This window comes from Streptomyces sp. NPDC039423 (assembly GCF_055598725.1).
Window position 1 is genome coordinate 31,749 of the sequence record NZ_JBVKAH010000004.1, and the last position, 25,051, is coordinate 56,799.

A 25,051-nucleotide genomic window follows, 5' to 3' on the forward strand; every position below is an offset into this window, starting at 1 on the left:
GGGCCGTGGCCCCGGGCGCCGGCACGGGTGGCCGTGCGTCCGGAGCCGGCCGGCCGGGCGGTCAGCGCACGAAGGAGGGCGCGCACACGCTCGCGCCGCTGGACACCTGGTCCAGGGTGCTCATTCCGCGCAGCGCCCGGCCGTAGGGTTCGCTCAGGGTGGTGAGCACGTCGTGCAGCGGCTGGTCCACCTCGGGGAGCTGCCGCAGGGCCGCCTCCACCCGGTCCTTCCAGCGTCCGGTGACGGCGGGGTCGGTGCCCTGGTCCGTCGTGACCGTTCCCCGGCAGTCCGGGCCGCGGCACAGGCACCGCATGCTCCAGCCGGCGTCCTCGACGAAGGTCGCGTAGTCGCACGTGACCTCTTCGCCGGGGGCGATGTCCCGTACGGCGATGCCGAAGTCCAGACCGAGGTCGAGGACGTTGGCGTCGCAGGAGTGGTTCATCAGGTAGGCGCCGAGGCAGGGCAGGAGCAGGCTGCCGTCCCGCAGCAGGTGCCCGTAGGTGTCGAGCGCCGTGAAGCGCGCCTCGGGCAGGGCCGCGACCTCCTCCTTCGACCAGCGGGAGCATTTGGTGCAGGGTGCCCAGACGGCGGTCCCGGCCGGGATGGGCTCGGTGGCGAACAGTCCCACGTTGTGGGTGCGGCTGGCGCGTACGTCGATCCCCTTGGTCAGCACGGGATCACGACAGCTTCAGCACGTCGGCGAGACCGGACTCCAGTTCGTCCACCCGGCTGTGGCTCTCGGCCAGGACCAGGTAGCGCCACTTGCCGTCGAAGGCGAGCGTGTCGGAGGTGAGGACCACGCCTTCCCGCGCGCCGGCGGTGAAGTCGAGGCCCGCCCGGCGGACCCGCGCGAGGCCGGCGGCGAAGTCCCGCTCGACCCCGCCGGGCCGGGAGTCGGCCGCCCATACGGCCCTGGCCGCCCGCTCCGTGCCGAGCAGCCGCCGGACGAGCAGGTCCAGGTAGGTGCAGCCGGTCTTCCGGACGTTGCTCTCGGTGGAGTAGAGCACATCGTCCGCGGTGATGCCGCCGTCGATGTCGAAGGGGCCTCGGTAGCCCTCCGCGTGGAGGTGGCGGCCCAGCGCCAGCCCGCCCTCGACCAGTTCCTCCACCGCCGAGCTGCTCGCCACCAGCGGTGTGACCTGCCCGCTGAAGCTGCCGTTGGGGGTGCGCATCTCCCCGACGTGCATGACGCGGGGGCCGTCCTCGTACACCTCCATCTCGACCGTCACCACCCGGGCGAAGTCGAGCCGTTCCTCGACCACCCATCCGGGGGGCTGCTCGGCGACCGTCGGGAGGTAGGCGGCGAGCTTGGCGTCCAGCTCGGGCAGGTCCGCCGCGTCCCAGAAGCCGACGCCGTAGCCGTTGGAGCCGCGTGCGGGCTTCACGACCGCCGCGCCCTTCTCGGCCAGGACCTTACGCAGGCCGGCGGCCAGTTCCTCGGGGGTGTCGCAGGTGAGCCCGTCGGCGACCCTGATGCCGAGGTCGCCGGCGAGCTGCCGGAAGCCGGGCTTGGTGTTGATCCGGTACGCGGCTTCCACGGCGCTCGCGGGCACGCCGTCCGGCCCGTACCCCTCCACGGGTACGCCGATCTCCGCCGCGAACTCGACGGCGGGGCGGTCCTGGGCGAAGGCCTGCATCCGGATGCCGGGCCGCTGCCGTACCTCCGAACGCAGCCGCTCCACCAGGCCGTTGCGGCGGACTGCGGCGGTCAGTGTCGCCAGGCCGTCCGTGGGGGCGTCCAGCAGCGTGACGTCCGAGGGGGAGAAGCCGAGCAGGTCGCAGGCGTAGTCGCGCAGCGGTTCCGACATGGGCCGGGGGGTGACGAGGACGTCGCCGGGCTGGGTGAGCCAGATCTTGCGCGGCGAGACGGCGACGAGCGCGTCGGCGTGGCGGTGCACGGGGACGGTGACCATCAGCTCGTTGACGAAGTTGCCGAAGACCAGCAGGGGGTGCTCGCGGTGCACGGTGGTTGTCCTCACTTCCGGGGCTTCACGCCGCCGTAGATGGCGTGGCCGGCCTTCATCCAGTGGACGTCGACGTCGGTGAACCCGGCGTCGCGGAGCCAGCCGAGCTGGTCGAAGAGCGGGGAGGGCTTGTCGAGTTCGTCGGGGTACTCGTAGCAGCTCCACTCCAGCGCGTGGAACCGCTCGTACGGTTCGAGACCGCCCGTCCCGGCCAGGCTCTGCGCCTGGACCGACTCGTTCCACATCCGGCGGGCGAGGGCGAGGCCTCGCTCGGCGACGGGCTGGACGAGGTCGGCGATGACGAGGGCTCCGCCGGGGCGCAGCATGGCGAACACATCGGTGAACAGCTCGCGTTTGCCGTCACCGTCCAGGTGGTGGACGGCCAGCGAGGACACGACCGCGGCCGGTGCCTGTTCCCGGGTGCGCCAGTCCTTGGCGGCGAGGTCGAACTTCTCGGTGACGAAGCGGGGGCCGTAGGAGGACAGTTCCCGCTGCGCGGTGCCCAGCATGGTGGGGCTCAGGTCCAGTCCCACCACGGTGGCCTGCGGGAAGGCGGCGAGGAGCGCCCCGCTCAGCCGGCCCTGGCCACAGCACAGGTCCAGGATCTGCGCCGGGCCCTCGGGCTCCGGGACGAGCGAGGTGACGACGTCCATCTGCACGTCGCGTTCCGGGACGAAGTACTCGCCCAGCTCGATGAACTCGCCCGAGTCGTCTTCTTCCCAGTCCTGTTGCACGCTCAAGGGATGCTTCCTTTCGCTTTCTCGCGATGGTCGGAACATCGTCGCCACGGCCGGGCGCGGACGGGCGTGCCATGCCTCCCGGAAGGAGAACCGGGCATGCCCGCATGGCGACAGGAAAAGCGCAGCCTTGCCACCGGCGGACTACCGTCGAAATACCGTCGGAATTTCCGGAACAAACTCCCGGCCGCCCGTCAATGGGCAGGAAAAAGGGAGCGGGCAAGACTCGTTCATGTGAAGGTCGGTGAATGAAAAGCAATGATGCTGATTATTTCCCCCGCCGCCGGTCCGCGGCCTTTCCCCCGTTCTTTCCTATCATACGTGAATTGCGGACTTGCGGTCCAGGAATTGCCGGATCGCCGTCGTGACGGCTTCGGTGGCATCGGCGTGGCACATGTGCCCGGCGCCGGCGACGACTTCGGGCGTGCCGCGGGCGACGGACCGGGCGAGGCGTGCGACATGGTCGGGGCCGGCCCAGCCGTCCAGGTCCCCCGCGATGACGAGGGTGGGACGGACCACGTCGGCGGCCCGCTCCATCACCGCGTCCAGGCGGGGGAACACGGCTTCGTTGAAGTGGCGCAGCGCGTCGGTGTTCGCCGGCCACCCGGCGAGCCGTGCCTGCCAGGCGCGTACCGCCGGTGTCATGGGCCCCACCCACAGCGGGATGACGTCGGCGATGAGCCGGCCGAGGGCGGCGTCGTCCGGGGGGTACTCGTCCCCCTGCGCGGCGAGCACCTCCAGCGCCCCGGCCACCGCCGGCTCCGCGCGCCGGGCCTGCTGGAACGCCTCCGCCACGGCCTCGGCCTCGTCGCCGCCGTACGCGGGTGTCGCCAGCAGCACCAGGCTGCGGACGAGGTCGGGGCGGTCCGCGGCGACCAGGGTGGCGACCACCCCGCCGTGCGAATGGCCCAGCAGGTCGACGGGCCGTCCGCCCGCCTCCCGCTCGATCCAGGCCACCAGGTCCTCCGCGTACCGCTCCGGCCGGTAGGCGTCCGGACCCCCGGGGCGCGGGCTGTCCCCCGTACCGCGCGGGTGGACCACGGCCACCGTCCGGCCGCCCGGGGCGGCGAGGGCGGCCAGGGGGTCCAGGTAGTGCGGGTGCATGCCCGGCCCGCCGGGGTGGCACACCAGCAGGGGGCCGCTGCCGTACCGGGTGGCGGCCGGCCTCAGCGCCATCACGCCTCCTTCGGTACGAGCAGCCGGGCGCAGAGCGCGGAAGCCACCGTGAGCACCGCCGCGACGGCCAGGGCGTTCTGCGGCGAGGTGGCGCCCACCAGGAAGCCGCCCGCCGCGGTGCCGATGGGGAACCCGATCAGGTTGACGCTGATGGAGACGGTCATGATGCGGCCCAGCCAGCCCGGGTCGGTGCGCCGTTGCCGCAGGGAGAGCAGGCTGACGTTGACCGTCCCCTCCATCAGGCCGAACGCGGCCAGTCCGGCGGTGAGGGCGACGAGCGAGCCCAGCGCGCTGAGGGGGAAGATCGCGACGGCCGCGAGCGCGGTCGCGCCCACCAGGTAGCGGCGTTCGACCCCGGCGCGGACGAGTTTGCCGGCCACGAGCGCGCCCATGCCGCCGCACAGCCCGGCGACGGCCCACACCACGCCCACCCAGCGGCTCGACGCGTCCCCCTCGGCGCCCCACCGCGCGATGGCGACCGGGACGATGAGGACCAGCATCCCGTACGACACCTGGAACAGGGAGTAGGAGACCGCGAGTCCGCGCAGGGTGGCGTTGCGCAGGAGGTAGACGACGCCCTCCCAGGCCGAGCGCAGCAGGTGCGGCCGTGGTCCGGTCGTGTCGGCCGCGCCGGACGCGGCGCCCGGGGACGCGGCCTTGGCGGCGGTCCCCGCCCCGGCCGACGTGCCCGCGCGCAGCAGGGCCAGGCTGAGCCCGGCGAGCCCGTACATGGCGGCCACGGTGATCAGCGTCGGGTTGGCCCCGAGTCCGGCGAAGAGGGTGCCGGCGACCAGCGGCCCGCCCACCTCGATCACCGAATAGGTGCTCAGGTCCAGCGCGTTGGCCCGGTCGTACGCGGAATCCGGGACGAACTGCGGGAACAGCGTCCGGATGCCCCCGTCGGTCAGCGGGCTGGTCAGGGAGAACAGCGTCAGCAGGACGTAGAGGATGACCGGCGTCAGCCGGTCGGCCAGGGAGAACACCGCGATGGCGCCGATGATCAGTCCGCTGGCCGCGGTGTCCAGGGCCACCGCCCGCAGCGCGCCGAACCGGTCGAGAACGGCGCCGGCCACGGGGCTGATGAGGAACCCCGGGAGGGTGAGGAAGAAGCCGCTCATTCCGGCGACCGAGGCCGAGTCGAATTCGGCGAGCGCGTACAGCACGATGACGAACAGCAGCATCCCGTGCGCCAGTCGGGACAGGGATGCCGCGAGCAGGAGTTGTGGAACGTTACGGCTTGCGAGGACCTGTCGGTACGTGACGACCGGATTCGGAGAATCCACTGAACCCTGCGGTGGCGTCATGCTGACGCGCTCACTCGTAAGCCGGCCGTGTCCGCGGTGTGCCGCGCACGGAAACACATCACGCGAAGTCCCCCGTGTCGTGAAGATACCAGTGGTACGCATGCGTTCGAGCGAGAGTGATGTTGCCACAGGCAAAGCACCTATGGAAGCCTCGCTGTACGTCGGCCAGGGGGGTCGTATCTTTCCGGCCAGCGCGTAATGCGGACTGCTTGGCGAAATTCCGAGGGGGGACGAGCAGGGTGGCGAACGAGTTCTCACCGCGCCCGACCGGCGCGGAGCACGACATTCTCTATCTGGGGTGGCAGCGGGAGGCCGTCGAGGCGCTGAGGCGTCTCGGCGCGCGGGTGGCCTGTGTCGTGTCGTCGTCCGATCGGTTCAAGCCGACCGAGGAGGGCTTCGACGGCCCGCTGGCCGTGGCCGGCGACCACACGAGTCCCGAGAGCGTGCTCGGCGCGCTGGACGAACTGGGTCTGGCGCCCGACCGGTTCTGGACCGTGTGCTCCGAGGACGAGTTCGCGATCGTCACCGCGGCCGTCCTCGGCAACCTCGGCTGCCGGCGTGCGGTCCCCGTCGCCGGTGCGCTGTCCTTGCGCGACAAGGCCGCCCAGAAGAGGCTGGTGCGCCGGGCCGGCCTGCCGGTCGCCGCGTGCGTGCGCGTGCCGGACCTGGCGGCGGTGGAACGGGCCGTCTCCTCGCACGGCATCGGCCTGCCGTTCGTCGTCAAACCGCCCGCCGGCGCCGGCTCCCAGCACACCCATGTGGTGCGGGTCCGGCAGGAGATGGCCGCCACGCTGGACACCCTGGCCGAACAGGCCGGCGGTGCCGTCGGCCCGTGGCTGGTCGAGGCGTTCGTGCCCGGCGAGGAACTGCACGTCGACGGGGCGGTGCGCGACGGGAAGCTCGTCCTGGCCTCGGTCAGCCGGTACCTGCACAACGTCGTCGAGGTCCACCACGGCCGTCTCGTCGCCTCCGCCACGCTGGACGACGTCGCGGAGCGCGGGCTGACCGACGCCGCCACCCGTCTGACCGAGCGGGCCCTGACCGCGCTGGACCACACCGACGGGGTCTTCCACCTGGAGGCCTTCCACGACGACGGCGTCCTCACCTTCAGCGAGTGCGCGGGCCGTATCGGCGGGGGGATGATCCTGGAGGCCGTACGCGGCAAGTACGGCACCGACCTGTACGACGAGTGGGCCGCGGCCGTCCTGGACGTCCCCTCCCCCGCCCCGGCCGGCCCGGGGGAGCCGCGTCCCGGCTCCTTCGGCTGGGCGAACCTCACCGCGCCGCCGGGGCCCCTCCGCAACCTCCCCACCCGGGGGGACATCCAGGCCAGGCCCGGGGTGGTGGAGGCGCAGTTGTGGGCGAAGGAGGGTGACGTGGTCGACGACATGCGCCAGGCCTCCCACCTCCTGGCCGCCAAGGCCCTCGTCCACGCGCCCACCGAGGAGGCCGCCCGGGCCCGCCTCGTCGAGGTGGCGTCCTGGTTCACCGACACCCTGCGCGGTGCGGACCAGGGGCGCGGCGATGCGTGAGCCCCGGATCCTGGACCTCGCGCGGGCCGCTGCCCTGCCTTCCTGGGCGGCCCTGTGCGGCCCGGCCGACCTGTTCTGCACGCCCCGGTGGCTGGCGGTGGAACAGGACCGGGTGGGGCCCTGGGTGCCCGCCGCCCACGGGTGCCTCGTCGCCGGCGAGGACGACGACCTCACCGCGGGCCTCACGGTGCTGGCGTTCGACCGCGCGGTCGACGACGACACCTGCCGCCTGGACAAGATGGTGCGGGAACTGCCCGGCGCCCGTCACCTGCCGGCCGGCGAGCTCGAGGACGCCCTCCTGCCCTCCCTGATGTGCGGCGGATGGTTCAACTCCACCGTCCTCACCCGCCCCGGTGCCACCGCCCGGGAGGCCGCCACGGCCCGCCGCGGCCTGATCGACGAGGCCGTGGCCACCGGCCGGCGATGGGGCGGCCGGGCGGTCTTCTTCCCCTTCCTCGACGCCGGCGACACCGCTCTGCGCGCCGACCTGGAACGGGCGGGCTTCCGCGAACTGCCCGCGCCCGCACGGCACGTCCTCGACTCCGACCACCGGGACCACGGGGCGTACCTCGCCGCGCTCCCGTCCCGCCGGCGCGTCCGGATCCGCAAGGAACTGCGGCTGTTCGCCGAGGCGGGCGTCGTCACCGGCCACACCGCCCTGGACGGCTCCAACGTCGAGCGGATCGCCGCGCTCGCGCACAACCTGGAGCGGAAGTACGAGCAGTCGTCCACGCTCGACCAGATGACCGACTGGTTCGCGGCCATCGCGAAGCACGTGCCCGCCTCGGTGTTCACCGCGGAACTGGAGGGCCGGCTGTTCGCCATGACGCTGTGGCTCCACCACGAGGACCGGCTGTACGGCTTCCACGCCGGGTTCGACTATGAGATCGGCCGCGGGCTGCCCATGTACTCGGTGGTCGGTTACCACCTGCCGATCGCCCACGCCTGCTCCGACCCGGACGTCAAGGTGCTGGAGTACGGCACCAGCGCGGACCACGCCAAGCTGATCAGGGGTACGCGCGCCATGCCGCAGGTCCTCGCCGTGAAGCCGCTGACGCCACGGGCCGAGGCCGTGCTCGACGCGCTGGCGGCCTGGCCCGCCGGGTGAGCGCCCGCGCACCGCTCCGGCCGCCGTCGCGGCCGCCCGCCGGCCGTCCTCCACCGCTCCGGTCTCAGGTGGAGGCGGCGGCGCGGGCGGGCGCGGCGGGCACGTACGCCAGCCCGTGGGCGCCCGGTTCACCGGTCCTGGCCACGGTCAGCGTCGTCACGACGGACTCCGCGACCAGGTCCACCACGGTCACGGTGCTGGACACCACGGCGGAGACGTACGCGTACCGCCCGTCCGGTGAGGACGTGATCGTCAGCGGGAAGGCACCGACGGGGATCCGGGCGTGCCGGCCCGCGTCACCGTGCACGTGCAGCACGCCGGGGGCCTGCGCGCCCAGCGCCGCCCCACCCGGTTCCGACCCGCCCGGCGCCATGCGCAGTTCGCCGGCCAGCAGCAGCCCGGTGGAGGTCATGTGCACCGGGAAGACGACGCCGTCCGTGGGCAGGGTCCGCACGACCTCGCCGGTCGCCGTGTCGATGACCCGCACCCCCGCGTCGCGGACCGGGACGCCGTCGAGCGACCCCTTGGGCGAGGCCGCGTACACGTGCCGCCCGTCCCCGGAGACCGTGATGCCCTCGGTGCCGCCCGGCATGTCCACCCGGCCGGCGAGCGTTCCCCGCCGTACGTCGACGACGGACACGAACGGCGCCTCCTTGTTCGCCGTGTAGGCGTGGCTCCCGTCGGGCGTGAGGGTGAACCAGTGGGGACCGGGCGCGCCCACCGCCACGCGCCGCACCGGGCGCAGTGTGTCCGCGTCCAGTGCCACGAGCGCCCCCTCCTCGTCCCCGTGCGCCTCGACGCTCACCCACAGCAGGGCGCCGGCCGGGTCGAGGGCGATGCCGTGCGGCGCCCATTCCGGCGCGAGGCCGACGACTCCGGTCACCCGCCGTTCATCGGGGTCGATGACGACGATCTCGCGCGCCGGCCCGCTGTTGGCGTGGTAGTAGCCGGAGCGGTAGGTGATCGTGCAGTACAACCGCCGCCGGGCGGTGTCGAAGCACAGTTCGTGCGGTTCGGCGGGGACGGCGACCTCGCCCAGCCGGTCGTACGTCAGGGTGTCGAAGAAGGTCACCGTGGGGCCGCTCTGGCTCACCACGGCCAGGACGTCGTTGTGTGTCGGGTTCATGCGCCCAGCTTCCGGCGGGTCGCGGATTGACTCCAGTGCAATGATGTCAATGAGTATGTGCGTGCGGATCAATCGGGGTGGCCGGGCCGGACGGGCGCGGTCGTCCGTGTGGGGGGAGTCACACCGTTGGAGTCGCTCGACCTGAACCTTCTGGTCGCCCTGGACGCCCTGTTGGAGGAGGAGAGCGTCACCGGCGCCGCCGCCCGGCTGCATGTGTCGGCTCCCGCGATGAGCCGCACGCTGGGCCGCATCCGTACCGCGCTCGGCGACCCCGTCCTCGTACGGGCCGGACGTCATCTGGTGCCCACGCCCCGTGCCGTCGCGCTGCGGCCCCGGGTGCGCGCGGTCGTGCGCCAGGCGCGCGGGCTGCTCGCGCCCGAGCCGGTCAGCGATCCCGCGGCCCTCGTGCGCGAGTTCACCGTCCAGGCGAACGACCTGCTCCTCGCGGGGTTCGCGGCCCGGCTCATCCGTGCCGTCGCACGGGAGGCCCCGGGCGTCACGCTCCGGTTCCTGCCGGAGAGCCTGGAGGGCACCCCCGCGCTGCGCGAGGGGCGGGTCGACCTCGAGGTCGGCGTCATCGGGCACCCGGACCCCGAGACCCGCACCGAACTCCTGGGCGAGGCACGGCTGCTCGGGGTCGTCCGGCCCGAACATCCCCTGGCCGCCCGGAAACGGGTCACGGTGCGCGGTTTCGCCGCCGCCGAGCACATCGGGGTGTCCCGGCGGGGCCGGGTGCGGGGCCCGGTGGACGAGGCGCTCGCCGCCCTCGGTCTGCGACGCCGGGTCGCCGCCGTCGTCCCGAGCTGGTCCGCCGCGCTGCATCTGTGCCGTCAGGCCGACTTCGTCTGCCTCGCCACCGAGCCGGTCGCCCGGGCATTCGGGCTGTACGGCTTCGAGGTGCCGCTGGACCTGCCCCCACTGACGCTCGAGATGGCCTGGCACCCGCGCAACGACGCCGATCCGGCGCACGCGTGGCTGCGCGACAGGGTGCTCACGGCCTGGCGGACATGACGGCCGCCCGGGCGCCGGACCGCGGCCTCGTGGTCCGGTGCTCCTGTCGTTCCGTACCTCCGACGGAGCCCCGGCATGGGGATCGAGACAAATGCAGCCGGTCTTTCGGCCGTCTTGGGCGACCAACGTGCTTGGCGCACATGCCAGTTGCGAAAACGCAGGTGGAAATTAAACCGGTTGGTATGTATCTTCGGGGCTGGAGAGCAGCGGACGTCTCGGCCCGCTGTACACCGAGTGCGTCCTGGGGGGAAACATGACTACGAGCACGTTCCGGACGGAGCACTCCCCGAGCGCCCCGCCGCTCGCGGAGGACCGGGGGGCGGGCCCGGCCCACTGCCCGCCGGCCTTCCGCTTCCCCTCCCTGACCACCACCGTGCCCAAGGAGTTCGTGCACCGGGCCGCCGTCGCCGAGGTCATGCTCACCGACTGGCGGCGCCTGGACGACACCCATTTCCATGTGACCGGCCAGTGGCCGAGGGGGCACAGTTTCTTCAGCGCGATAGACGGTCACCACGACCCGCTGCTGGCGGCGGAAACGATCCGTCAGATCGGATCGCTCCTCGCCCACGCGGAGTTCGGCGTCCCGTTCGGCCACCATTTCCTGATGTGGGACCTGGAATACACCGTCGTCCCGGAGCACGTGCTGGTCGGTGACGCCCCGGCCGCGCTGGACATCGACGTGGTGTGCACGGAGGTCAAGCGGCGCGGCGACAACCTGACCGGTCTGCGCTACACGGCGGTGATCAGGCGGGGCGGCCAGGTGGCCGTGACCGGGAGCGCGTCGTACACCTGCACCTCCCCGGCGGTCTACCGACGGCTGCGGGCCGGCCGCGGGGCGGCCGACGGGCGGCCGCCGATCCCCCTGACCGCTCCCGCGTCGCCGCAGAGCGTCGGCCGGACGTCACCCATGGACGTGGTCCTCTCCCCCATCGGCGAGGAGAGCCGCTGGCAGTTGCGCGCGGACAGCCGTCACCATGTGCTGTTCGACCACCCGGTCGACCACGTCCCAGGGATGGTCCTGCTGGAGGCGGCCAGGCAGGCGGCGGCCGCGGCGCTCGGCGACGGCGGTACGTTCCCGCTGGCCATGACCGGCCGTTTCACCCGGTACGCCGAGCTGGACACGCCCTGCATGGTCGGGGCGGAGGTCCTGCCGGAGCCCACCGCGGCGGGGCACCGGCTGGTGCGGGTGACCGGCCACCAGGAGGGCGAGGACGTCTTCTCCGCCACGGTGACGGCGGCCTCCCGACCGCTCTGACCCCGTGGGCGCCGCGTCCCCACCGCCCCCGGCGCGCCCGGCACCCGCCCGCCCCACCCGTCCGGCCACTCCGACGCCCCCCGGCGGCGACCCCCTCACGGGGACGTACCGCCCGAAGGGGGCTGCGCGCCGTGCGGCTCGGCGGTACCGTGCCGGTCACTCGGTGAGCGCGGGAACGATCAGCGCCGGCCGCCCCTTCGCCCGCGGCCGTCGCGGGACGCCCCCGGTCACCGGGGGACACCGTGATCGTGATCGCGGTGCGAAGAAACCTGTAATATACAGACCCAGCGGTTTGTTATTGGGGAAGAGCCCCAGGCGATGAGCTGGTGGAGGAGGCGAGAGTGGCGAAGCAGGACCGTGCCATCCGTACGCGTCAGACGATTCTGTCCGCGGCGGCCAAGGTGTTCGAGCAGCGTGGTTACCAAGCGGCCACGATCTCCGAGATCCTCACCGAGGCCGGGGTCACCAAGGGTGCCCTGTACTTCCACTTCCAGTCCAAGGACGATCTGGCCCAGGGGGTGCTGGCGGAGCAGGACCAGCGGCTGGTGGCCCCCCGGCGGGCCTGCCGGACGCAGGAGTTGGTGGACGTGGTCATGCTGCACGCCCACCGACTCCAGACCGATCCCATGGTCCGCGCCGGGGTCCGCCTCTCGCTGGACCAGCAGGCGCACGAACTGGACCGCTCGGGGCCGTTCCTGCGCTGGGTCCGCGTGATGGACCAACTGCTCCACGACGCACGGGACCAGGGCGAGCTGCTCCCCCACGTCGTCCCGACCGAGACCGCCGAGGTGCTGGTCGGCAGCTTCGCCGGCATCCAGGCGATGTCCCAGGCCATCAGCGACTACCAGGACCTGCCGGACCGGGTCTGCGCGCTGCTGCGGCACCTGCTGCCCACGGTGGTGCTCTCCTCGGTGCTCGCCTCGATCGACATCACGCGGACCCGGGGGGCCGTGGTCCTGGGCGAGCTGGACGCCTCCCCCGAGGCCGCTCCCGGCGCCTCCTCCGGCCCGGGCCCGTCCTCCGGGGTGCTGGAGCGTCAGCCCGTCGGCTGACCCCGCCCGGCCCGCGCCGCCGGGGCGTCCGCCCGGGCGGTCCGCCCCGCCCCGCCGCCGAAGTACCGGGCGAGCACCTCCCCGAGCGGGCCACCGTCCGGCGCCCACCCGACGTACCCGTCGGGGCGTACGAGCAGGGCCTCGTCCGCCAGGTCCCGTACCGGCGCGCAGCGGACCACGCGGAGCCGGTCCTCGTAGGGACGCGCCGGACCGGCGTGCCGCTCGCCCGCCTCGCCGAAGAGCAGCAACAGTGGCTCGCCGCCGCGCAGCAGGCGGATCACGTCCGTCGGGCCGTCCGCCGTGTCCAGGGCGGTGTTACGGAGGAAGGTGCCCTCCCGGGCGGAGCGCGATCGCGCCGGGAGCACGGTGTCCTGGGCGCTGATCATCGCACCGAAGCAGTCGTCGCCCCCGCCGGCCGCGAACATGCCGGTGAACAAGTCCCGCAGCGGGTCGAGTGCCGGGTCGGTGCGCATCAGGGCCACCTGCGCGCGGGTGTTGTCGATGACGCGCCGGGCGGCGGGACGGCGCTCCGCGTCGTAGCCGTCGAGCAGGTCGTCCCCGGCGTCGCCGGCGGCCGCGAGGGCGAGCATCCACCCGAGGGTGAGGGCGTCGAGGAGCCCGGTGCTCAATCCCTGGCCGCCGACGGGGAAGTGCACGTGCGCCGCGTCACCGGCGAGGAACACCGGACCGGACCGGTAGGCGCGGACCAGCCGGGTGAAGTCGCTGAAGCTGCTGAACCACCGGCCCTCGGTCATGAGGATCTCCCGGCCGGCGATGCGCGACGCCTCCCGGCCCAGCTCCTCCAGGGACGGCGGCCGTCCCCGGTCGGCGAGGGGACCGGCGCCGCTGAGGGTGCGCAGGTGGGTGGTGCCGTCGGGCATCGTCTTGGAGACGAGCCAGCCGCGCGGGGTGCGCTGCCAGCCCGGGGCCAGCGCCTCCGGGTCGGCCAGCCGGACCTGTCCCATGAGTGCGGTGACGGTCGCCGGCCATGTGTCGGCCTCGAACCCCGCCAGGCGCCGTACGGTGCTGCGCGCGCCGTCCGCGCCCACCGCGTACCGCCCGTGGAGGACCACGTCCCCGCGCGGCCCCCGGGCGTCGATCCGCACACCCTCCGGGGTGCGCTCGAGGCCCACCACCTCGTGGCCGCGCAGCACGCGGGCGCCGGCGGCGCGCGCCCGGGACTCGAAGAGGCGCTCCAGTTCGGCCTGCGGCGTCTTGAGGACGGGGACGGGTTCGGTGGGTGGCGCGGTGATGGTGAGGCCGTGGATGCCGGCGAAGTGGAAGGGCATGGCGTTCGGTCCGCCGGTCTCGCCGCCGTCGTCACCGGGCCGTCCGGCGTGGGGAGTTCCCCCTGCCGGCAGGTAGCCCCGTCGGGCCAGGCACTGCACGGTCCGGGCGTGGAGCGTGGTCGCCTTGGGCCGCTCGGACACGGTCGTGCGCTGTTCGAGAAGGACGACATCGGTTCCCCGGAGGGCCAGTTCGGCGGCGACCAGCATGCCGACCGGGCCGCCTCCGGCCACCAGTACCCGCGCCTTCGTCTGAGGGGCCATCGTGGAGCTCTCTCTTCCCGCTTCCCGGCGGGGCCGCCGCAGCGCCCCCGCATACGCCCGTTCGCGTGAGGAATATAGCGACCGGTCGGTTCTCGATGCCCGGCGGCCCCCTCTCGGTGAGTGGCCGGTTCCGCCGTCCGCCCCGCGCCCTGCGGAACCGTCACGCCGGCCCGGAGCGTGATGACCGACGTCATGACGATCACCCGGAGAGGGAAGTGACCTTGCACGACTCCCCCGCACACCGCACACGCCGTACGGCCCTCGGCCTGGGAGCCGGGATCGCCGCCGCCACGGCGGTGTCCGTGGCCACCGGCGGCACCGCCCACGCCACCGCCTTACCCATGGGGCACCACGTCTCCCGGCGGCTGCGCGAGCTCGAACGGCTGCACTCCGCGCGGATCGGCGTGTTCGCCGGCAACGTCCGGACCGGTTCGACGGTCGCGTACCGGGCCGCCGAGCGCTTCCCCCTGTGCTCGCTGTTCAAGACGCTCGCCGCCGCCGCGGTGCTGCGCGACCTCGACCACGACGGCGCGTTCCTGGCCAAGCGCGTCCACTACACCGCCCGGTACGCGAAGGACTCCGGCTACGACGCGATCACCGGAAAGCCGGAGAACGTGGCCCGGGGCATGACCGTCGAGGAACTGTGCTCCGCCGCCGTGTCCCACAGCGACAACGCGGCCGCCAACCTGCTCCTGGAGGAACTCGGCGGTCCCACCGCCATCACCCGGTTCTGCCGCTCCACCGGTGACCGCACCACCCGCCTCGACCGGTGGGAACCGCACCTCAACTCCGCCGAGCCGCACCGGCGGACCGACACCACCACCCCCCTCGCCATCGCCCGGACCTACTCCCGGCTGACCCTCGGTGACGCACTCGACCCCGGGGACCGGCGAAGGCTCACGCGCTGGATGCTGGCCACCAGCACCAGCACCCACCGCTTCCGGGCGGGCCTGCCCGACGGGTGGACCGTCGCGGACAAGACCGGTACCGGTTCCTACGGGACCGCCAACGACGCCGGGACCGCCTGGACGCCCGACGGGACGCCCGTCGTGCTGTCCGTCCTGACGACCAAGCGGGACCGCGAGGCGCCCGCCGACGACGCGCTCGTCGCCGCCGTGGCCCGCCTCGTCTCCGGGGCGCTGGTCGAGAACGTCTGACCGGCGACCGCGCCGGGTGCTCCCGTCCCGCCCTGCGGCGGCCCCGTCCCGTGCCGTCGGGCGGCGGCCCCGGCGCGGGCAGGGGCCCCGGCCCCGGGGCGGGTCCGCCCCGCCCGGCTGGCAGGATGGTGGGCCCCGATCGAGGAGCACGACCATGCCCGCCCGCCCGAGCCTCCTGTACGTGACCGACCTGGCCTACCCGGCCCGCGGGCGGCGCTACTGCGACGAGGACATCCTCCTGTCCTCCCGGCTGCGCGCGGACTTCGACATCGCGTTGTGTCATCCGCTCGACGCGACGGCGCTGATGGACCGCTTCGACGCCGTCGTGGTCCGCAACAGCGGCCCCGTGCTGCACTACCGCGACGCGTACGACGCCTTCCGGGCCCGCGCCCTGGAGCAGCGCGCCCTGGTCTACAACCCGCTCACCGGCCGGGCCGACATGGCCGGCAAGCAGTACCTGCTGGACCTGACCGGCGCCGGGTACCCGGTCATCCCGACCGTCGACCGGCCCGAGGATCTCGGCCGCCTGCCCGGCAGCGGCCCGTACGCGGTCAAGCCGAAGGCCGGGGCGGACTCCATCGGCCTCGCCTTCGTGTCCCGGGAGGAGCTGGACGGCCTCGCCTTCGACGGGATCCTGGTCCAGCCGCGCGTGGACTTCCGCTACGAGGTGTCGTTCTACTACGTCGACGACGCCTTCCAGTACGCCCTGCACGCCCCCGACCCGGCCCGTCGCTGGGTGCTGGAACCGTACGCCCCCACGGAGGCCGACCTCGCCTTCGCCCGGCGCTTCGTCGAGTGGAACGGCCTGGCGCACGGCATCCAGCGGGTGGACGCCTGCCGCACCCGGGAGGGGGACCTCCTGCTGGTCGAGCTGGAGGACCTCAATCCGTACCTCTCGCTCGACCTGGTCGACGACCGGACCCGCGACGCCTTCGTCGCCGCGATGACGGCCTCACTGCACCGGTTCCTGGCGGCGGGGCGGCAGCGGCGGTCCTGAGGTGGCGGAGCGGGCCGTGGCCTACAGCTCGAAGTCGACGTGGTCGATGTCGGTGAACTCCACGAGCAGCCCGGGCGCGCGGCGCCCGTGGTCCGTGAAGTAGACCTCCTGGAGTCCCTCCGCCGCGATGTCGCGGAGCTCCCGCTCGGAGGCGCCCCGCTCCGTGGCCTCGAAGAGGCGGGCGGCGTACCGCGGGGGCAGGGGCTGGGTGAGGTGGCGCAGCCGGGCGTCGTCGGTGGAGCCGGGCGCCGCGGTGTAGCCGAAGCGGGCGCGGGTGTCGATGACGATGCCGTCGGTGGTGGCGGCCCGCCTCTTCGCCCTGGCGCGGACCTGCGGCTGCCACCGCCGCCGCACCTCGCGTTCCAGGCGTACGGCGAGGTCCTGGCGGGGGCGTTTGATCTGGTTCCTGACGTACCGCTCGACGGTGCGCTGCGAGACCCCCAGGAGGTCGGCGACGGCCCTGGTGCCCTTGAGCTGCCGGACGAGGTAGCGCACCTGCGCCCCGGCGGACCGGGGGACGGGACGGGTGAACGCCGCCTCCACCGCCCTGTCGAGGCTCTCGCCGAACCTGTCCATCGTCCTTCTCTCCCTCCCCGTCCGTCCCGGGCGGCGTCCGCCCGCCGCCGCGGACGGCGTTCGGGCCGGCTGGTGCCACACCGTCCCCGACCAGCAGGATAGGCCAGCGCGGCGACGGTCCGGCGGCCGTGGGCACGACGTGCGGGGGACGCGGGGGTCCCAGGGGGCGGGAGGGCCGCGCGGGGGCCGGGTACGCCGTGCACGTGCCCCGGGCGCGGCTCGCGCGCCGTCACCCGTGACGGTGGTTGCCTCGCGCGCCCCGTGTGCGCCACCCCGTGCCCCGGGCACCGTGGAGGGATGCGTCTTCGCCGGATCACCCCGCTCGCCCTCGCCGCGCTCCTGTCCGTGCCATTGCCCCTGTCCGGCTGCACGACCGTGTCGAGCTCGCCGTCGGCCGCGCGCCCGGGCCTCGCGCCCGCCGGTGAGCGCCGCACCGCCCCCGTACCGGAGGCACCGCCGCCGCTCCCGGCGCCCGCCCGCGAGGAACTGGCCGTCGTCGGGCCGGCGTCCGGGCCGCCCGCGCACCGGGCACCGGGCGGGCCGGCGGACAGCGCCAGGGCCGGGGCCGGAGCCGGAGCCGGGGCGCCGGACGGGACAGCGCCCCGGGGCCGGGCGTCGCAGCGGTGGGCGGAGCACCGGCCGGGCGGCGCGCCCCCGACGAACCGGCGGCCCGCGCCCCGCGCGCACCGCCCGGCCGCCCGCGCCGAACGGCCCGTCGAGGCGCCCCGGAAGACCCGCCCCGAGCCCGCCCGCAAGGCGCCCCTCCCCCGCCGTTCGGTCGGGATGCGGGACCTGTGCCGGGCGTCCCACGGCGTCGCGGACCCCTCCATCGTGAGCCTCTGCCATCGGGCGTACGGCTGAGCCCCCGGCGGCCGGGATCAATTCCGTGGCCCCCGCGTCGCCGGTGCCGTACCGTCTGCTCCCCCGGCCGGACACGCCGGTGGCCCACCACGTACGGAGAGCGATTCCCATGACCGGCCGACCGGAGACGACGACCCTGTGGCGCCCGACCGGCCCCGAGGAACTCGATCTGGTCCGCGCGTCGGGGTGGCGGGCCTGGCCGCCCCGGCTGCCCGAGCAGCCGATCTTCTACCCGGTCCTGAACGAGGACTACGCGGTGCGTATCGCGCGCGACTGGAACGTCCCGCACAGTGGCGCGGGCTTCGTCACGCGCTTCGAGGTGGACTCCGTATTCCTCCGCCGTTACCCCGTCCAGCAGGCCGGTGGCAGGACGATCCTGGAGTTGTGGGTCCCGGCCGAGGAGCTCGACGCGTTCAACGCCCATATCGTCGGCCGGATCGAGCTGGTCCACGAGTTCCGCTGACGACGGGCCCCGCCGGCCGTGGGGCGGTGGAGCGTGGTGTCAGGGACGGGACGGCCCCTCGCCCAGCAGGCGGTGGGTCAGTGCCATCAGGCGCCGGCGGGCGTCGGGGTCGTAGGCCTGGTCGTGGGCCCGGGTGTCGGTGAACCGGTCGAAGTAGCGGCCCGTGGTGGACGCCAGGTCCGGGTCGAGCACCAGCCGTACGGTGGGGCGCACGCCCTCGTCGATGCCGACGGCCGGGGTCAGGCCGTACTCCCGCACCCCGTTGGTGTCCATCAGATGGGCCGGGTGCAGGGTGTTGACCGTGACGCCGGTGTCCCGGAGCTCGTCGGCCAGCTCGAAGGTCGCCATGATCATCGCCAGTTTGCTGCGGCAGTAGGCACGCAGGCCCTCGTAGTCGCGCTCCAGCATCACGTCGTCGAAGTCGATGGTCTCCTGGCCGATCGAGGCGACGTTGACCACCCGGGCGGGCGCGGAGGCGGTGAGCAGCGGCAGCAGGCCGCGGACGAGGGCGTAGGGGGCCAGGTGGTTCACGGCGAAGCGCAGCTCGTGCCCCTGGGCGCTGAACTCCCGCCGCAGCGGCTCGGCGCCGCCGCCGGCGACGGCGTTGTTCACCAGGGCGTCGAGCCGGGGTTCGGCGGCCCGGACGTGCTCGGCCAGGGCCCTCACCTGGTCGAGGTCGGCCAGATCGGCGAGGTAGGTGCGCGCCACGGCGCCCGGGGCGGCGCGCGTGACCTCGGCGGCCACCGCGTCGAGCCGGCCGCGGTCGCGGCCGTGCAGCAGGACGGTGTGCCCCCGCGCGGCGAGGTCGAGTGCGATGCCACGGCCCAGGCCCTGGGTCGCTCCGGTGATCAGTACGGTACGTCGGCTCATGCGGGCAACCCTGCTGGGGCCGGACGCCGGTACGGGAGAGTGCGGCGCACCTGGTGTCAGCACCACCAGGCTCGGCGGCCGCCCCACCGTGGGTCCTCCCCCTGCCGGCGGCCGCACCCGCCACCGTGGGTCCTCCCCCCGCCGGGTCTGCTGTCGGCAGATCCCTCTGGGTTCCGCCGGAGCACGGTGGTTGGGTGGGCGGATGGAGATTCTGGTTCTGGGCGGTACGGCGTGGCTGGGCCGCGAGCTGTCGCGGCAGGCGGTCGCGCGTGGCCACCGGGTGACGTGCCTGGCACGCGGGGAGAGCGGTCAGGTGGCGGACGGGGCACGGCTGGTGGCCGCCGACCGGCAGGACCCGGCGGCGTACGGTCCGCTGCTGGACCGCGCCTGGGACGCGGTGTTCGAGGTGTCGTGGCAGCCGGGTTTCGTCCGGGGCGCGTTGCGTGCCCTCGGGGACCGGGCCCGGCACTGGACGTACGTCTCGTCGGTCAGCGTCTACGCGTCGCACGCCACGCCGGGCGCCGACGAGTCGGCGGGCCTCCTGGCGCCGATCGGGGAGGACGAGGCGGACCGCTCGGTGTACGGGGAGGCGAAGGTCGCGTGCGAGCAGGCCTCGGCCGCCGCCGTGGGCGACCGCCTCCTGGTCGCGCGCGCCGGACTCATCGGCGGTCCGGGCGACCTCAGCGGCCGTTCCGGCTACTGGGTCGCGCGGGCCGCGCGTGCGCCGCGGGAGCCCCTGCTGGTGCCCGACGAGCCCGGCATGCCGACGCAGGTGGTGGACGTCCGCGACCTGAGCGCCTGGTTGCTCGACTCGGCCGTGGCCGGGGGCGTCGGTACGTACGACGCGGTGGGGCCGGTCGTTCCGTTCCGGGAGTGGATCGACCTGTCCCGCGCCGCCGGGGAGCACACCGGGCCGGTGGTCGCGGCCGGCTCGGCGTGGCTGACGGCGAAGGGCGTGGCCCCGTACATGGGGGACGAGTCGCTGCCGTTGTGGGTGCCCGTGCCGGGCTGGGAAGGCTGGTCGGCCCGGAGCGGGGCGGCGGCGCGCCGCGCGGGGCTCGGCCACCGGCCGCGGGCCGGACTGCTGGCCGACACACTGCGCTGGGAACGGGAGCAGGGGCTGGACCGCCCCCGCCGCGCCGGCCTCAGCGCGGCGCGCGAGCGGGCGTTGCTGGACGCGCTCGGCTGAGGGGCCGGGCCCGTCCGGTGCGCCCGTTCCGGCCCGCCGGGGCGCCGCCGGGCGTGGCGCACGTCTCGTCCCGCCGGGGCCGGTCCGGCTTGCGTGCACCGGTGGGGGCCGTGATGGGATGAGGTGATGCGACCCCCCACACGCATAACGACGCATCCCCACAATCCCTACGAGGAGTTGGCCCTGCTCGCCGACCCGGAACCGGCCCCCGGGCAGGCGCCGGCGGCGGTACGCGCGACGACCGGACCGCGTGGTCTCGGCATCCCCTCGGACGACGACGAGGAGGACTGGTCGCCGCCCGACCACCGGGGCAAAAGCCGTTTCGCGGCCGTCCCCGTCGTGGTGAAGCTGACGGTGACCGCCGTCGTCGGCGCCCTGCTGTTCGCCACCGGTGACCGGGTGGCGGTGGCGTACGCGGAGGAGAAGGCGGAGGACAGGATCCAGCGGTCCCTGGGGCTCGCCACCCGGCCACAGGTCGAGATCGGCGGCTTCCCCTTCCTCACCCAGGTCGTGGACAAGCGGATCGGCTCGGTGGACGTCACCGTGCCGGACGTCGCCGCCGACAAGGTGTCGCTGGCCGAGGTGCACGCGACGGCCGGCGACATCCGTATCGTCGGCGACCTGCCCTCGTCGGTGGAGGGCGCGGTCGTCGGCCGGATGGACGGGGACGTCCTGCTCACCTTCGACGACCTGAACCGCGAACTCGGCGCCTCGCACGTCCGGTTCAGCAGTGCCGGGCGTGACGGCATCCACGTCGTGGGCGCGCTCCCGGTCGCCGGCCGTGAGGTGACCCTGCGGGCCGAGGCGCACGTCCGGCAGAACGGTGACCGGGCGGTGTCGACGACCGTCGAGGACATGCGTCTGGACGTGCCCGGCCTGTTCACCTACCGGCCGGGGGACGAGCCGGGCGTCTCCGGCCTGCGGCTGCACCCCGAGGCGGCCCGGCGGCTCGGCCGTGAGGCGGCCGACCTCAAGGCACTGCTCGCCGTGCCGGCCGTCGTCCAGCGGCTGGGGCTGCCCCGGTCGCGGATCGACGACGCCCTGCGCGGTGAGCGGGAACTTCGCCGGCTGACCGGTTCACCCCTGTTCCTCCAGCGGCTGACCCGCGTCAATCTGGTCGATCTGGTGGCCGAGAACCCCTGGTTGCTGGAGAAGGCGGGCATCGATCCCGGTCTGATCGGCGCCCTGCTGGCGCTGCGACCCCCTCAGCTCACCGACCGCTTCTCGCTCTCCTTCGCCCTGCCCGACGCGGCCGGGGACGTACGGCTCCGTCATGTCGCCGTGGACGGGTCGGGCATCCGGATCGGCCTGACGGGGACCGGCATCGCCCTGGGCGGGGCCGGGAAGGCGTCGGCGTTCCCCGTCCTCCGGCCCACCTCCGCCGTCCCGCGCGCGGCCGGTCCCGCGACCGGCGCCGGCCCCCGTCCCGGCGCCTGACGCCCGCCCCACCGCCCGGCCCGTCGCGGCGCCTGACGCCCGGTCCGCGGCCCTCCCCCGGGCGCCGAGGGGCCCGCCCGTACCGCCGGGAGGTGAGGCACCGGGCTCCGTGGCGCTGTCCTACCGGCCTGTTATCTTTACGTGACATCGCGGGAGTCACGCTCCGTCAGGTTCTGGCGTGCACTCGCGCACTGCTTCATCGCGCCGGTAATCGGATGCCGGCCCGGCCCCCACGGCTCGCCGTGGGGGCCGGGCCACGAATCACGGCTGGACGGGGATGACCGAGCACACCGACGACACACGAGTGGCGGACGCCCTGCGTACCGCGGCGAGGTCCCTGACCAGGGCCCGGGGCAGGCGGAGGAAGGCGAAGTCCCGTACGCGGCGCGGATTCCGGCGGCCCGACTACCCGCGGTCCGGCAGGAGCGGCTGGCGCCGCTGGGTGCCGTCCTGGCGGCAGACGCTGTCCTCGATACTGCTGGCGGTGGGGACCCTCGTGGGAGTCGTGGCCATCGCCTACGCCCGCACCGAGATACCGGACGACCTGAACGGCTTCGCCACCCAGCAGGACAACGTCTACTACTGGGCCGACGGTTCGCCGATGGCCCGCACGGGCTGGGTCAGACGCCAGGAGATGCCCCTGGAGAAGATCCCGGAGCACGTCCGGTGGGCCGTACTCGCCGCCGAGAACGCCGGCTTCTACACCGACCCCGGCGTCTCCCCCAGCGGCGTGACCCGCGCGCTGTGGCGGACGGTCGGCGACGGCGACACCCAGGGCGGGTCGACCATCACGCAGCAGTACGTCAAGAACGTCTACCTCAGCCAGGACCAGTCGTTCTCGCGCAAGTTCACCGAGGTGCTCCTCGCCGTCAAACTGGACCGTTCGCACACCAAGGACCAGATACTCGAGGACTACCTCAACACCAGTTGGTTCGGGCGCGGCACGTACGGTCTCCAGCGCGCCGCCCAGGCGTACTACGGCAAGGACGTCACCCAGCTCAACGCCAGCGAGGGGGCGTTCCTCGCGGCCCTGCTCAAGGGCGCCTCGCTGTACGACCCGGCCCTGTCCCGCGCCAACCACGACCGCGCCGTGGAGCGGTGGTCGTGGACGCTGGACCGCATGGTCGAGATCGGCAGGCTCTCCGCCGCCGAACGTGCCCGCTACACCACGTTCCCCGAGCCCAAGGCACCGACCACGCCCAGCACCGTCGGCGGCCAGAACGGCTACCTGGTGGAACTGGCGGAGACGTACGCCAAGCGGGCGGGACGCATCACCGACGCGAAGTTCGACCTGGGCGGCTACCAGGTGTACACGACCTTCGAGAAGCCCCGCACGACCGCGCTCACCAAGGCCGTCGACGACGCCCGCGCCGGCCTGGACCCCCAGGGGCGCCCGGCGGACCGGTACGCCCGGTTCGGAGCCGCCTCGGTCGCCCCCGACGGGCGGATACTCGCCGTCCACGGCGGACCCGACTACCAGAAGCAGGCCTTCAACGAGTCCAACGCCGCCACCGTCCCGGCCGGCACCGTCTTCACGCCCTTCGTCTACGCCGCCGCGCTGGAGCACGGAGTGCAGCGCGAGCGCGGCGGTCCCCGCACCCCGGTCACGCCGTCGACCGTGTACGACGCGAACGACGGCGTCCCCCTGAGGACGCCCGAAGGCCCGTACTGGGACCGCGCCGGCAAGATGGCCAGGGCCACCAACCTCGACGGCCGCTCCCACGGCCGCATCGGCCTGGGGCAGGCCATGACGGAGTCGGCCGACGCGCCCTTCCTCCAGCTCGGCATGGACGTCGGCTTGGAGTACGTGCGCCGTACCGCGCAGTCCGCCGGGCTGCTCGCCTCCAGCCTCGGTCCCCCGGTGCCCGAGTTCTCCCTCGGCAACTCCACGCCGAGCGCCATCCGCATGGCCAGCGCCTACAGCATGTTCCCGGGCCGCGGCACGCACACCGAGCCGTACTCGGTGCTCCGCCTCACCCACAAGGGAGAGCCCGTCCCGCTCACCGCACCGCGCAAGAAGCGCGCTGTGAGCCCCACCGTGGCCGGACAGGTCACCGACGCCCTCACCCGCGCCGCCGACGGCGCGGCCGGCACGACCGGCACGGCCCCGGACGGACACGCGGGCAAGGCCGGGGCCACCCGGGACGACACGGCACGCTGGTACGCCGGGTACACGGCCACGGAGGCCACGGCCGTCGTGGTCTACCGCATGGACCTCACCAAGAGCCTGGCCCCGCTGCCCCTCAAGGGTCTCGGCGGCGACTCCGCGGCCTGGTCCGACCGCCCGGCCGGGATCTGGAACCAGTACACGGACGCGGTGCGGGACGCAGCCGGCCGCGCCGCGAACGATCGGGAAAAGACACGATGATCCGGAACAACCCGGCCCTACGGCGCCTGCGGGAGCGCACCACCAGGCGCGGTGTCGCCCTCGGCGGCGCCGCCGTCCTCCTCGCCACCGGCGCGAGCCTGCTCCCCCTGCTGACGGACGGCGGACCGGACGGCGACCCCACGGCGGCCGCCGACCGCACCTCCGCACCGGCGCCCCGCCCCCCGGCCGGGCAGCGGGCCACCGGCGGCAAGGGCACCGACGAGACGTGGGACGGCCGGGTGCGCGTCCTGGGCGACGGCTCGACCTCCTACACCGGCCCGCAGCCCGGTCAGTTGAAGCCGCAACGGCTCAAACCGGGGCAGCGGCCGCCCCAGTTCGTGGTCTTCTCCTGGGACGGCGCCCTGGAGGGCGACGACCGGCTCTTCTCCCGCTTCCGCCGTGTGGCGAAGGACAGCGGCGCCCACATGACGTTCTTCCTCACCGGCATATACCTGCTGCCGGAGGAGAAGAAGGGGCTCTACCGGCCGCCCCAGCACGGCCCGGGAGCCGCGGCCATCTCGTACCCCACCCGCGAACACATCCGCACCACCCTCGACCAGCTCGGCAAGGCGTGGAAGGAGGGCCACGAGATCGGCTCGCACTTCAACGGCCACTTCTGCGGGGCCAAGGGCGGCGCCGACTGGAGCGCGAAGGAGTGGACCAGCGAGATCGACCAGTTCTACTCCTTCGTGCAGAACTGGAAGACCAACACGGGCTTCGACGACCTCGATCCGCTGCCGTTCGACCCCACCCGCGAGGTCGTCGGCGGACGCGCGCCCTGCCTGGAGGGGCAGAAGACCCTCATACCGGCGTCCAAGCCCTTCGGATGGCGGTACGACGCCAGTTCGTCCGGCGACTTCCAGATCTGGCCGTCGAAGAAGAACGGCGTGTGGGACCTGCCGCTCCAGATGCTGCCGTTCCCCGGCAAGGACTTCCAAGTCCTGTCCATGGACTTCAACTACCTCTACAACCAGTCCCGGGGACGTACGGACGGGGACCCGGCGATGCACGCCACCTGGCGGGCCCAGACGCGTGACTCCTACCTCGCCGGCTTCGAGCGCGTCTTCCACGGCAGCCGCGCGCCCATGTTCGTGGGCAACCACTTCGAGGAGTGGAACGGCGGCATCTACATGGACGCGGTGGAGGACGTCATGCGGAGCGTCTGCCCGCGCAAGGAGGTCCGCTGCGTCTCCTTCCGCGAGCTCACGGACTGGCTCGACGCCCAGGACCCCGCCGTCCTGGCCCAGTGGCGCACGCTCGACCCGGCCCAGCCCCCCGGGTGGTCGTCGCCGGGCGAGTGACCCGGCCGCACCGCGCC

Annotated in this window: 22 protein-coding genes; 13 read left to right on the forward strand and 9 right to left on the reverse strand. The window is 73.8% G+C overall.

Annotated features, from left to right (window positions below; translation table 11 throughout):
* Positions 1 to 61: 61 nt before the first annotated feature.
* From ACZ7LK_RS14345 to ACZ7LK_RS14365, 5 genes are all read right to left on the reverse strand, one after another.
* Complete coding sequence (locus ACZ7LK_RS14345) at positions 62 to 673, reverse strand: SET domain-containing protein (RefSeq protein WP_392273824.1); 612 nt, start codon at positions 671 to 673, stop codon at positions 62 to 64.
* Between the two features lie 4 nt (positions 674 to 677).
* Positions 678 to 1,979: a preATP grasp domain-containing protein gene (locus ACZ7LK_RS14350; RefSeq protein ID WP_471140727.1), complete on the reverse strand. Its 1,302-nt coding sequence runs from the start codon at positions 1,977 to 1,979 to the stop codon at positions 678 to 680.
* Positions 1,976 to 2,698, reverse strand: a complete 723-nt coding sequence (locus ACZ7LK_RS14355; RefSeq protein ID WP_392273873.1) for a class I SAM-dependent methyltransferase — start codon at positions 2,696 to 2,698, stop codon at positions 1,976 to 1,978. The genes ACZ7LK_RS14350 and ACZ7LK_RS14355 overlap by 4 nt, the downstream gene beginning before the upstream one ends.
* A 318-nt stretch (positions 2,699 to 3,016) precedes the next feature.
* Positions 3,017 to 3,877: an alpha/beta fold hydrolase gene (locus ACZ7LK_RS14360; protein WP_392273822.1), complete on the reverse strand. Its 861-nt coding sequence runs from the start codon at positions 3,875 to 3,877 to the stop codon at positions 3,017 to 3,019.
* Complete coding sequence (locus ACZ7LK_RS14365) at positions 3,877 to 5,160, reverse strand: MFS transporter (protein WP_471140731.1); 1,284 nt, start codon at positions 5,158 to 5,160, stop codon at positions 3,877 to 3,879. The genes ACZ7LK_RS14360 and ACZ7LK_RS14365 overlap by 1 nt, the downstream gene beginning before the upstream one ends.
* Positions 5,161 to 5,420: 260 nt before the next feature.
* Here ACZ7LK_RS14365 and ACZ7LK_RS14370 point away from each other — a divergent pair, with 260 nt between their 5' ends.
* Together ACZ7LK_RS14370 and ACZ7LK_RS14375 are read left to right on the forward strand one after the other, a co-directional pair.
* Positions 5,421 to 6,713, forward strand: coding sequence for an ATP-grasp domain-containing protein (locus ACZ7LK_RS14370; RefSeq protein ID WP_471140734.1), 1,293 nt, complete (start codon positions 5,421 to 5,423; stop codon positions 6,711 to 6,713).
* On the forward strand, positions 6,706 to 7,821 hold the full coding sequence (locus tag ACZ7LK_RS14375) for a GNAT family N-acetyltransferase (RefSeq protein WP_392273819.1): 1,116 nt from the start codon (positions 6,706 to 6,708) through the stop codon (positions 7,819 to 7,821). Before ACZ7LK_RS14370 ends, ACZ7LK_RS14375 begins: the two co-directional genes overlap by 8 nt.
* A 64-nt stretch (positions 7,822 to 7,885) precedes the next feature.
* On the opposite strand, the gene ACZ7LK_RS14380 is transcribed toward ACZ7LK_RS14375, so the two are convergent.
* On the reverse strand, positions 7,886 to 8,947 hold the full coding sequence (locus ACZ7LK_RS14380; protein WP_471140737.1) for a YncE family protein: 1,062 nt from the start codon (positions 8,945 to 8,947) through the stop codon (positions 7,886 to 7,888).
* A 126-nt stretch (positions 8,948 to 9,073) separates the two neighbouring features.
* On the opposite strand from ACZ7LK_RS14380, the gene ACZ7LK_RS14385 reads away from it, so the two are divergent.
* The 3 genes from ACZ7LK_RS14385 to ACZ7LK_RS14395 all read left to right on the forward strand — a co-directional run bounded on the left by ACZ7LK_RS14385 (position 9,074) and on the right by ACZ7LK_RS14395 (position 12,265).
* The gene (locus ACZ7LK_RS14385; RefSeq protein ID WP_392273817.1) at positions 9,074 to 9,958 is read left to right on the forward strand and encodes a LysR family transcriptional regulator; all 885 of its coding nucleotides are present in this window, start codon (positions 9,074 to 9,076) and stop codon (positions 9,956 to 9,958) included.
* A gap of 253 nt (positions 9,959 to 10,211) precedes the next feature.
* The gene (locus ACZ7LK_RS14390) at positions 10,212 to 11,213 is read left to right on the forward strand and encodes a ScbA/BarX family gamma-butyrolactone biosynthesis protein (RefSeq protein ID WP_392273816.1); all 1,002 of its coding nucleotides are present in this window, start codon (positions 10,212 to 10,214) and stop codon (positions 11,211 to 11,213) included.
* Positions 11,214 to 11,554: 341 nt separating this feature from the next.
* Positions 11,555 to 12,265, forward strand: a complete 711-nt coding sequence (locus ACZ7LK_RS14395) for a ScbR family autoregulator-binding transcription factor (RefSeq protein WP_392273815.1) — start codon at positions 11,555 to 11,557, stop codon at positions 12,263 to 12,265.
* On the opposite strand, the gene ACZ7LK_RS14400 is transcribed toward ACZ7LK_RS14395, so the two are convergent.
* Positions 12,250 to 13,815, reverse strand: a complete 1,566-nt coding sequence (locus ACZ7LK_RS14400; RefSeq protein ID WP_471140742.1) for an FAD-dependent monooxygenase — start codon at positions 13,813 to 13,815, stop codon at positions 12,250 to 12,252. The genes ACZ7LK_RS14395 and ACZ7LK_RS14400 overlap by 16 nt on opposite strands.
* A gap of 221 nt (positions 13,816 to 14,036) precedes the next feature.
* On the opposite strand from ACZ7LK_RS14400, the gene bla reads away from it, so the two are divergent.
* Together bla and ACZ7LK_RS14410 are read left to right on the forward strand one after the other, a co-directional pair.
* Positions 14,037 to 14,972: a class A beta-lactamase gene (gene bla, locus ACZ7LK_RS14405; protein ID WP_392273813.1), complete on the forward strand. Its 936-nt coding sequence runs from the start codon at positions 14,037 to 14,039 to the stop codon at positions 14,970 to 14,972.
* Between the two features lie 154 nt (positions 14,973 to 15,126).
* A complete protein-coding gene (locus tag ACZ7LK_RS14410) occupies positions 15,127 to 15,969 on the forward strand; it encodes an ATP-grasp domain-containing protein (RefSeq protein ID WP_469464792.1) in 843 nt (280 codons plus the stop codon).
* 21 nt (positions 15,970 to 15,990) lie between these two features.
* On the opposite strand, the gene tpg is transcribed toward ACZ7LK_RS14410, so the two are convergent.
* A complete protein-coding gene (tpg, locus tag ACZ7LK_RS14415) occupies positions 15,991 to 16,545 on the reverse strand; it encodes a telomere-protecting terminal protein Tpg (RefSeq protein WP_392273811.1) in 555 nt (184 codons plus the stop codon).
* A 297-nt stretch (positions 16,546 to 16,842) separates the two neighbouring features.
* Between tpg and ACZ7LK_RS14420 the strand changes: the two genes are divergently transcribed.
* Together ACZ7LK_RS14420 and ACZ7LK_RS14425 are read left to right on the forward strand one after the other, a co-directional pair.
* Positions 16,843 to 17,406: a hypothetical protein gene (locus ACZ7LK_RS14420; RefSeq protein WP_469464793.1), complete on the forward strand. Its 564-nt coding sequence runs from the start codon at positions 16,843 to 16,845 to the stop codon at positions 17,404 to 17,406.
* 109 nt (positions 17,407 to 17,515) lie between these two features.
* Entirely contained in the window at positions 17,516 to 17,869 is a 354-nt protein-coding gene (locus ACZ7LK_RS14425) for a hypothetical protein (protein ID WP_392273809.1), read from the forward strand.
* A 39-nt stretch (positions 17,870 to 17,908) separates the two neighbouring features.
* On the opposite strand, the gene ACZ7LK_RS14430 is transcribed toward ACZ7LK_RS14425, so the two are convergent.
* Positions 17,909 to 18,739 carry an SDR family NAD(P)-dependent oxidoreductase gene (locus ACZ7LK_RS14430; RefSeq protein WP_392273808.1) on the reverse strand — a complete coding sequence of 277 codons (831 nt, stop codon included), beginning with the start codon at positions 18,737 to 18,739 and terminating at the stop codon, positions 17,909 to 17,911.
* 202 nt (positions 18,740 to 18,941) lie between these two features.
* Between ACZ7LK_RS14430 and ACZ7LK_RS14435 the strand changes: the two genes are divergently transcribed.
* The 4 genes from ACZ7LK_RS14435 to ACZ7LK_RS14450 all read left to right on the forward strand — a co-directional run bounded on the left by ACZ7LK_RS14435 (position 18,942) and on the right by ACZ7LK_RS14450 (position 25,034).
* Positions 18,942 to 19,928: a Rossmann-fold NAD(P)-binding domain-containing protein gene (locus ACZ7LK_RS14435; RefSeq protein ID WP_392273807.1), complete on the forward strand. Its 987-nt coding sequence runs from the start codon at positions 18,942 to 18,944 to the stop codon at positions 19,926 to 19,928.
* A 126-nt stretch (positions 19,929 to 20,054) separates the two neighbouring features.
* Positions 20,055 to 21,365 (forward strand): LmeA family phospholipid-binding protein, encoded by a 1,311-nt coding sequence (locus ACZ7LK_RS14440; protein ID WP_471140750.1) that lies wholly within the window; start codon positions 20,055 to 20,057, stop codon positions 21,363 to 21,365.
* A 277-nt stretch (positions 21,366 to 21,642) separates the two neighbouring features.
* On the forward strand, positions 21,643 to 23,733 hold the full coding sequence (locus ACZ7LK_RS14445) for a transglycosylase domain-containing protein (RefSeq protein ID WP_471140753.1): 2,091 nt from the start codon (positions 21,643 to 21,645) through the stop codon (positions 23,731 to 23,733).
* Positions 23,730 to 25,034, forward strand: coding sequence for a polysaccharide deacetylase family protein (locus ACZ7LK_RS14450; RefSeq protein WP_471140756.1), 1,305 nt, complete (start codon positions 23,730 to 23,732; stop codon positions 25,032 to 25,034). The genes ACZ7LK_RS14445 and ACZ7LK_RS14450 overlap by 4 nt, the downstream gene beginning before the upstream one ends.
* Positions 25,035 to 25,051: the final 17 nt, after the last annotated feature.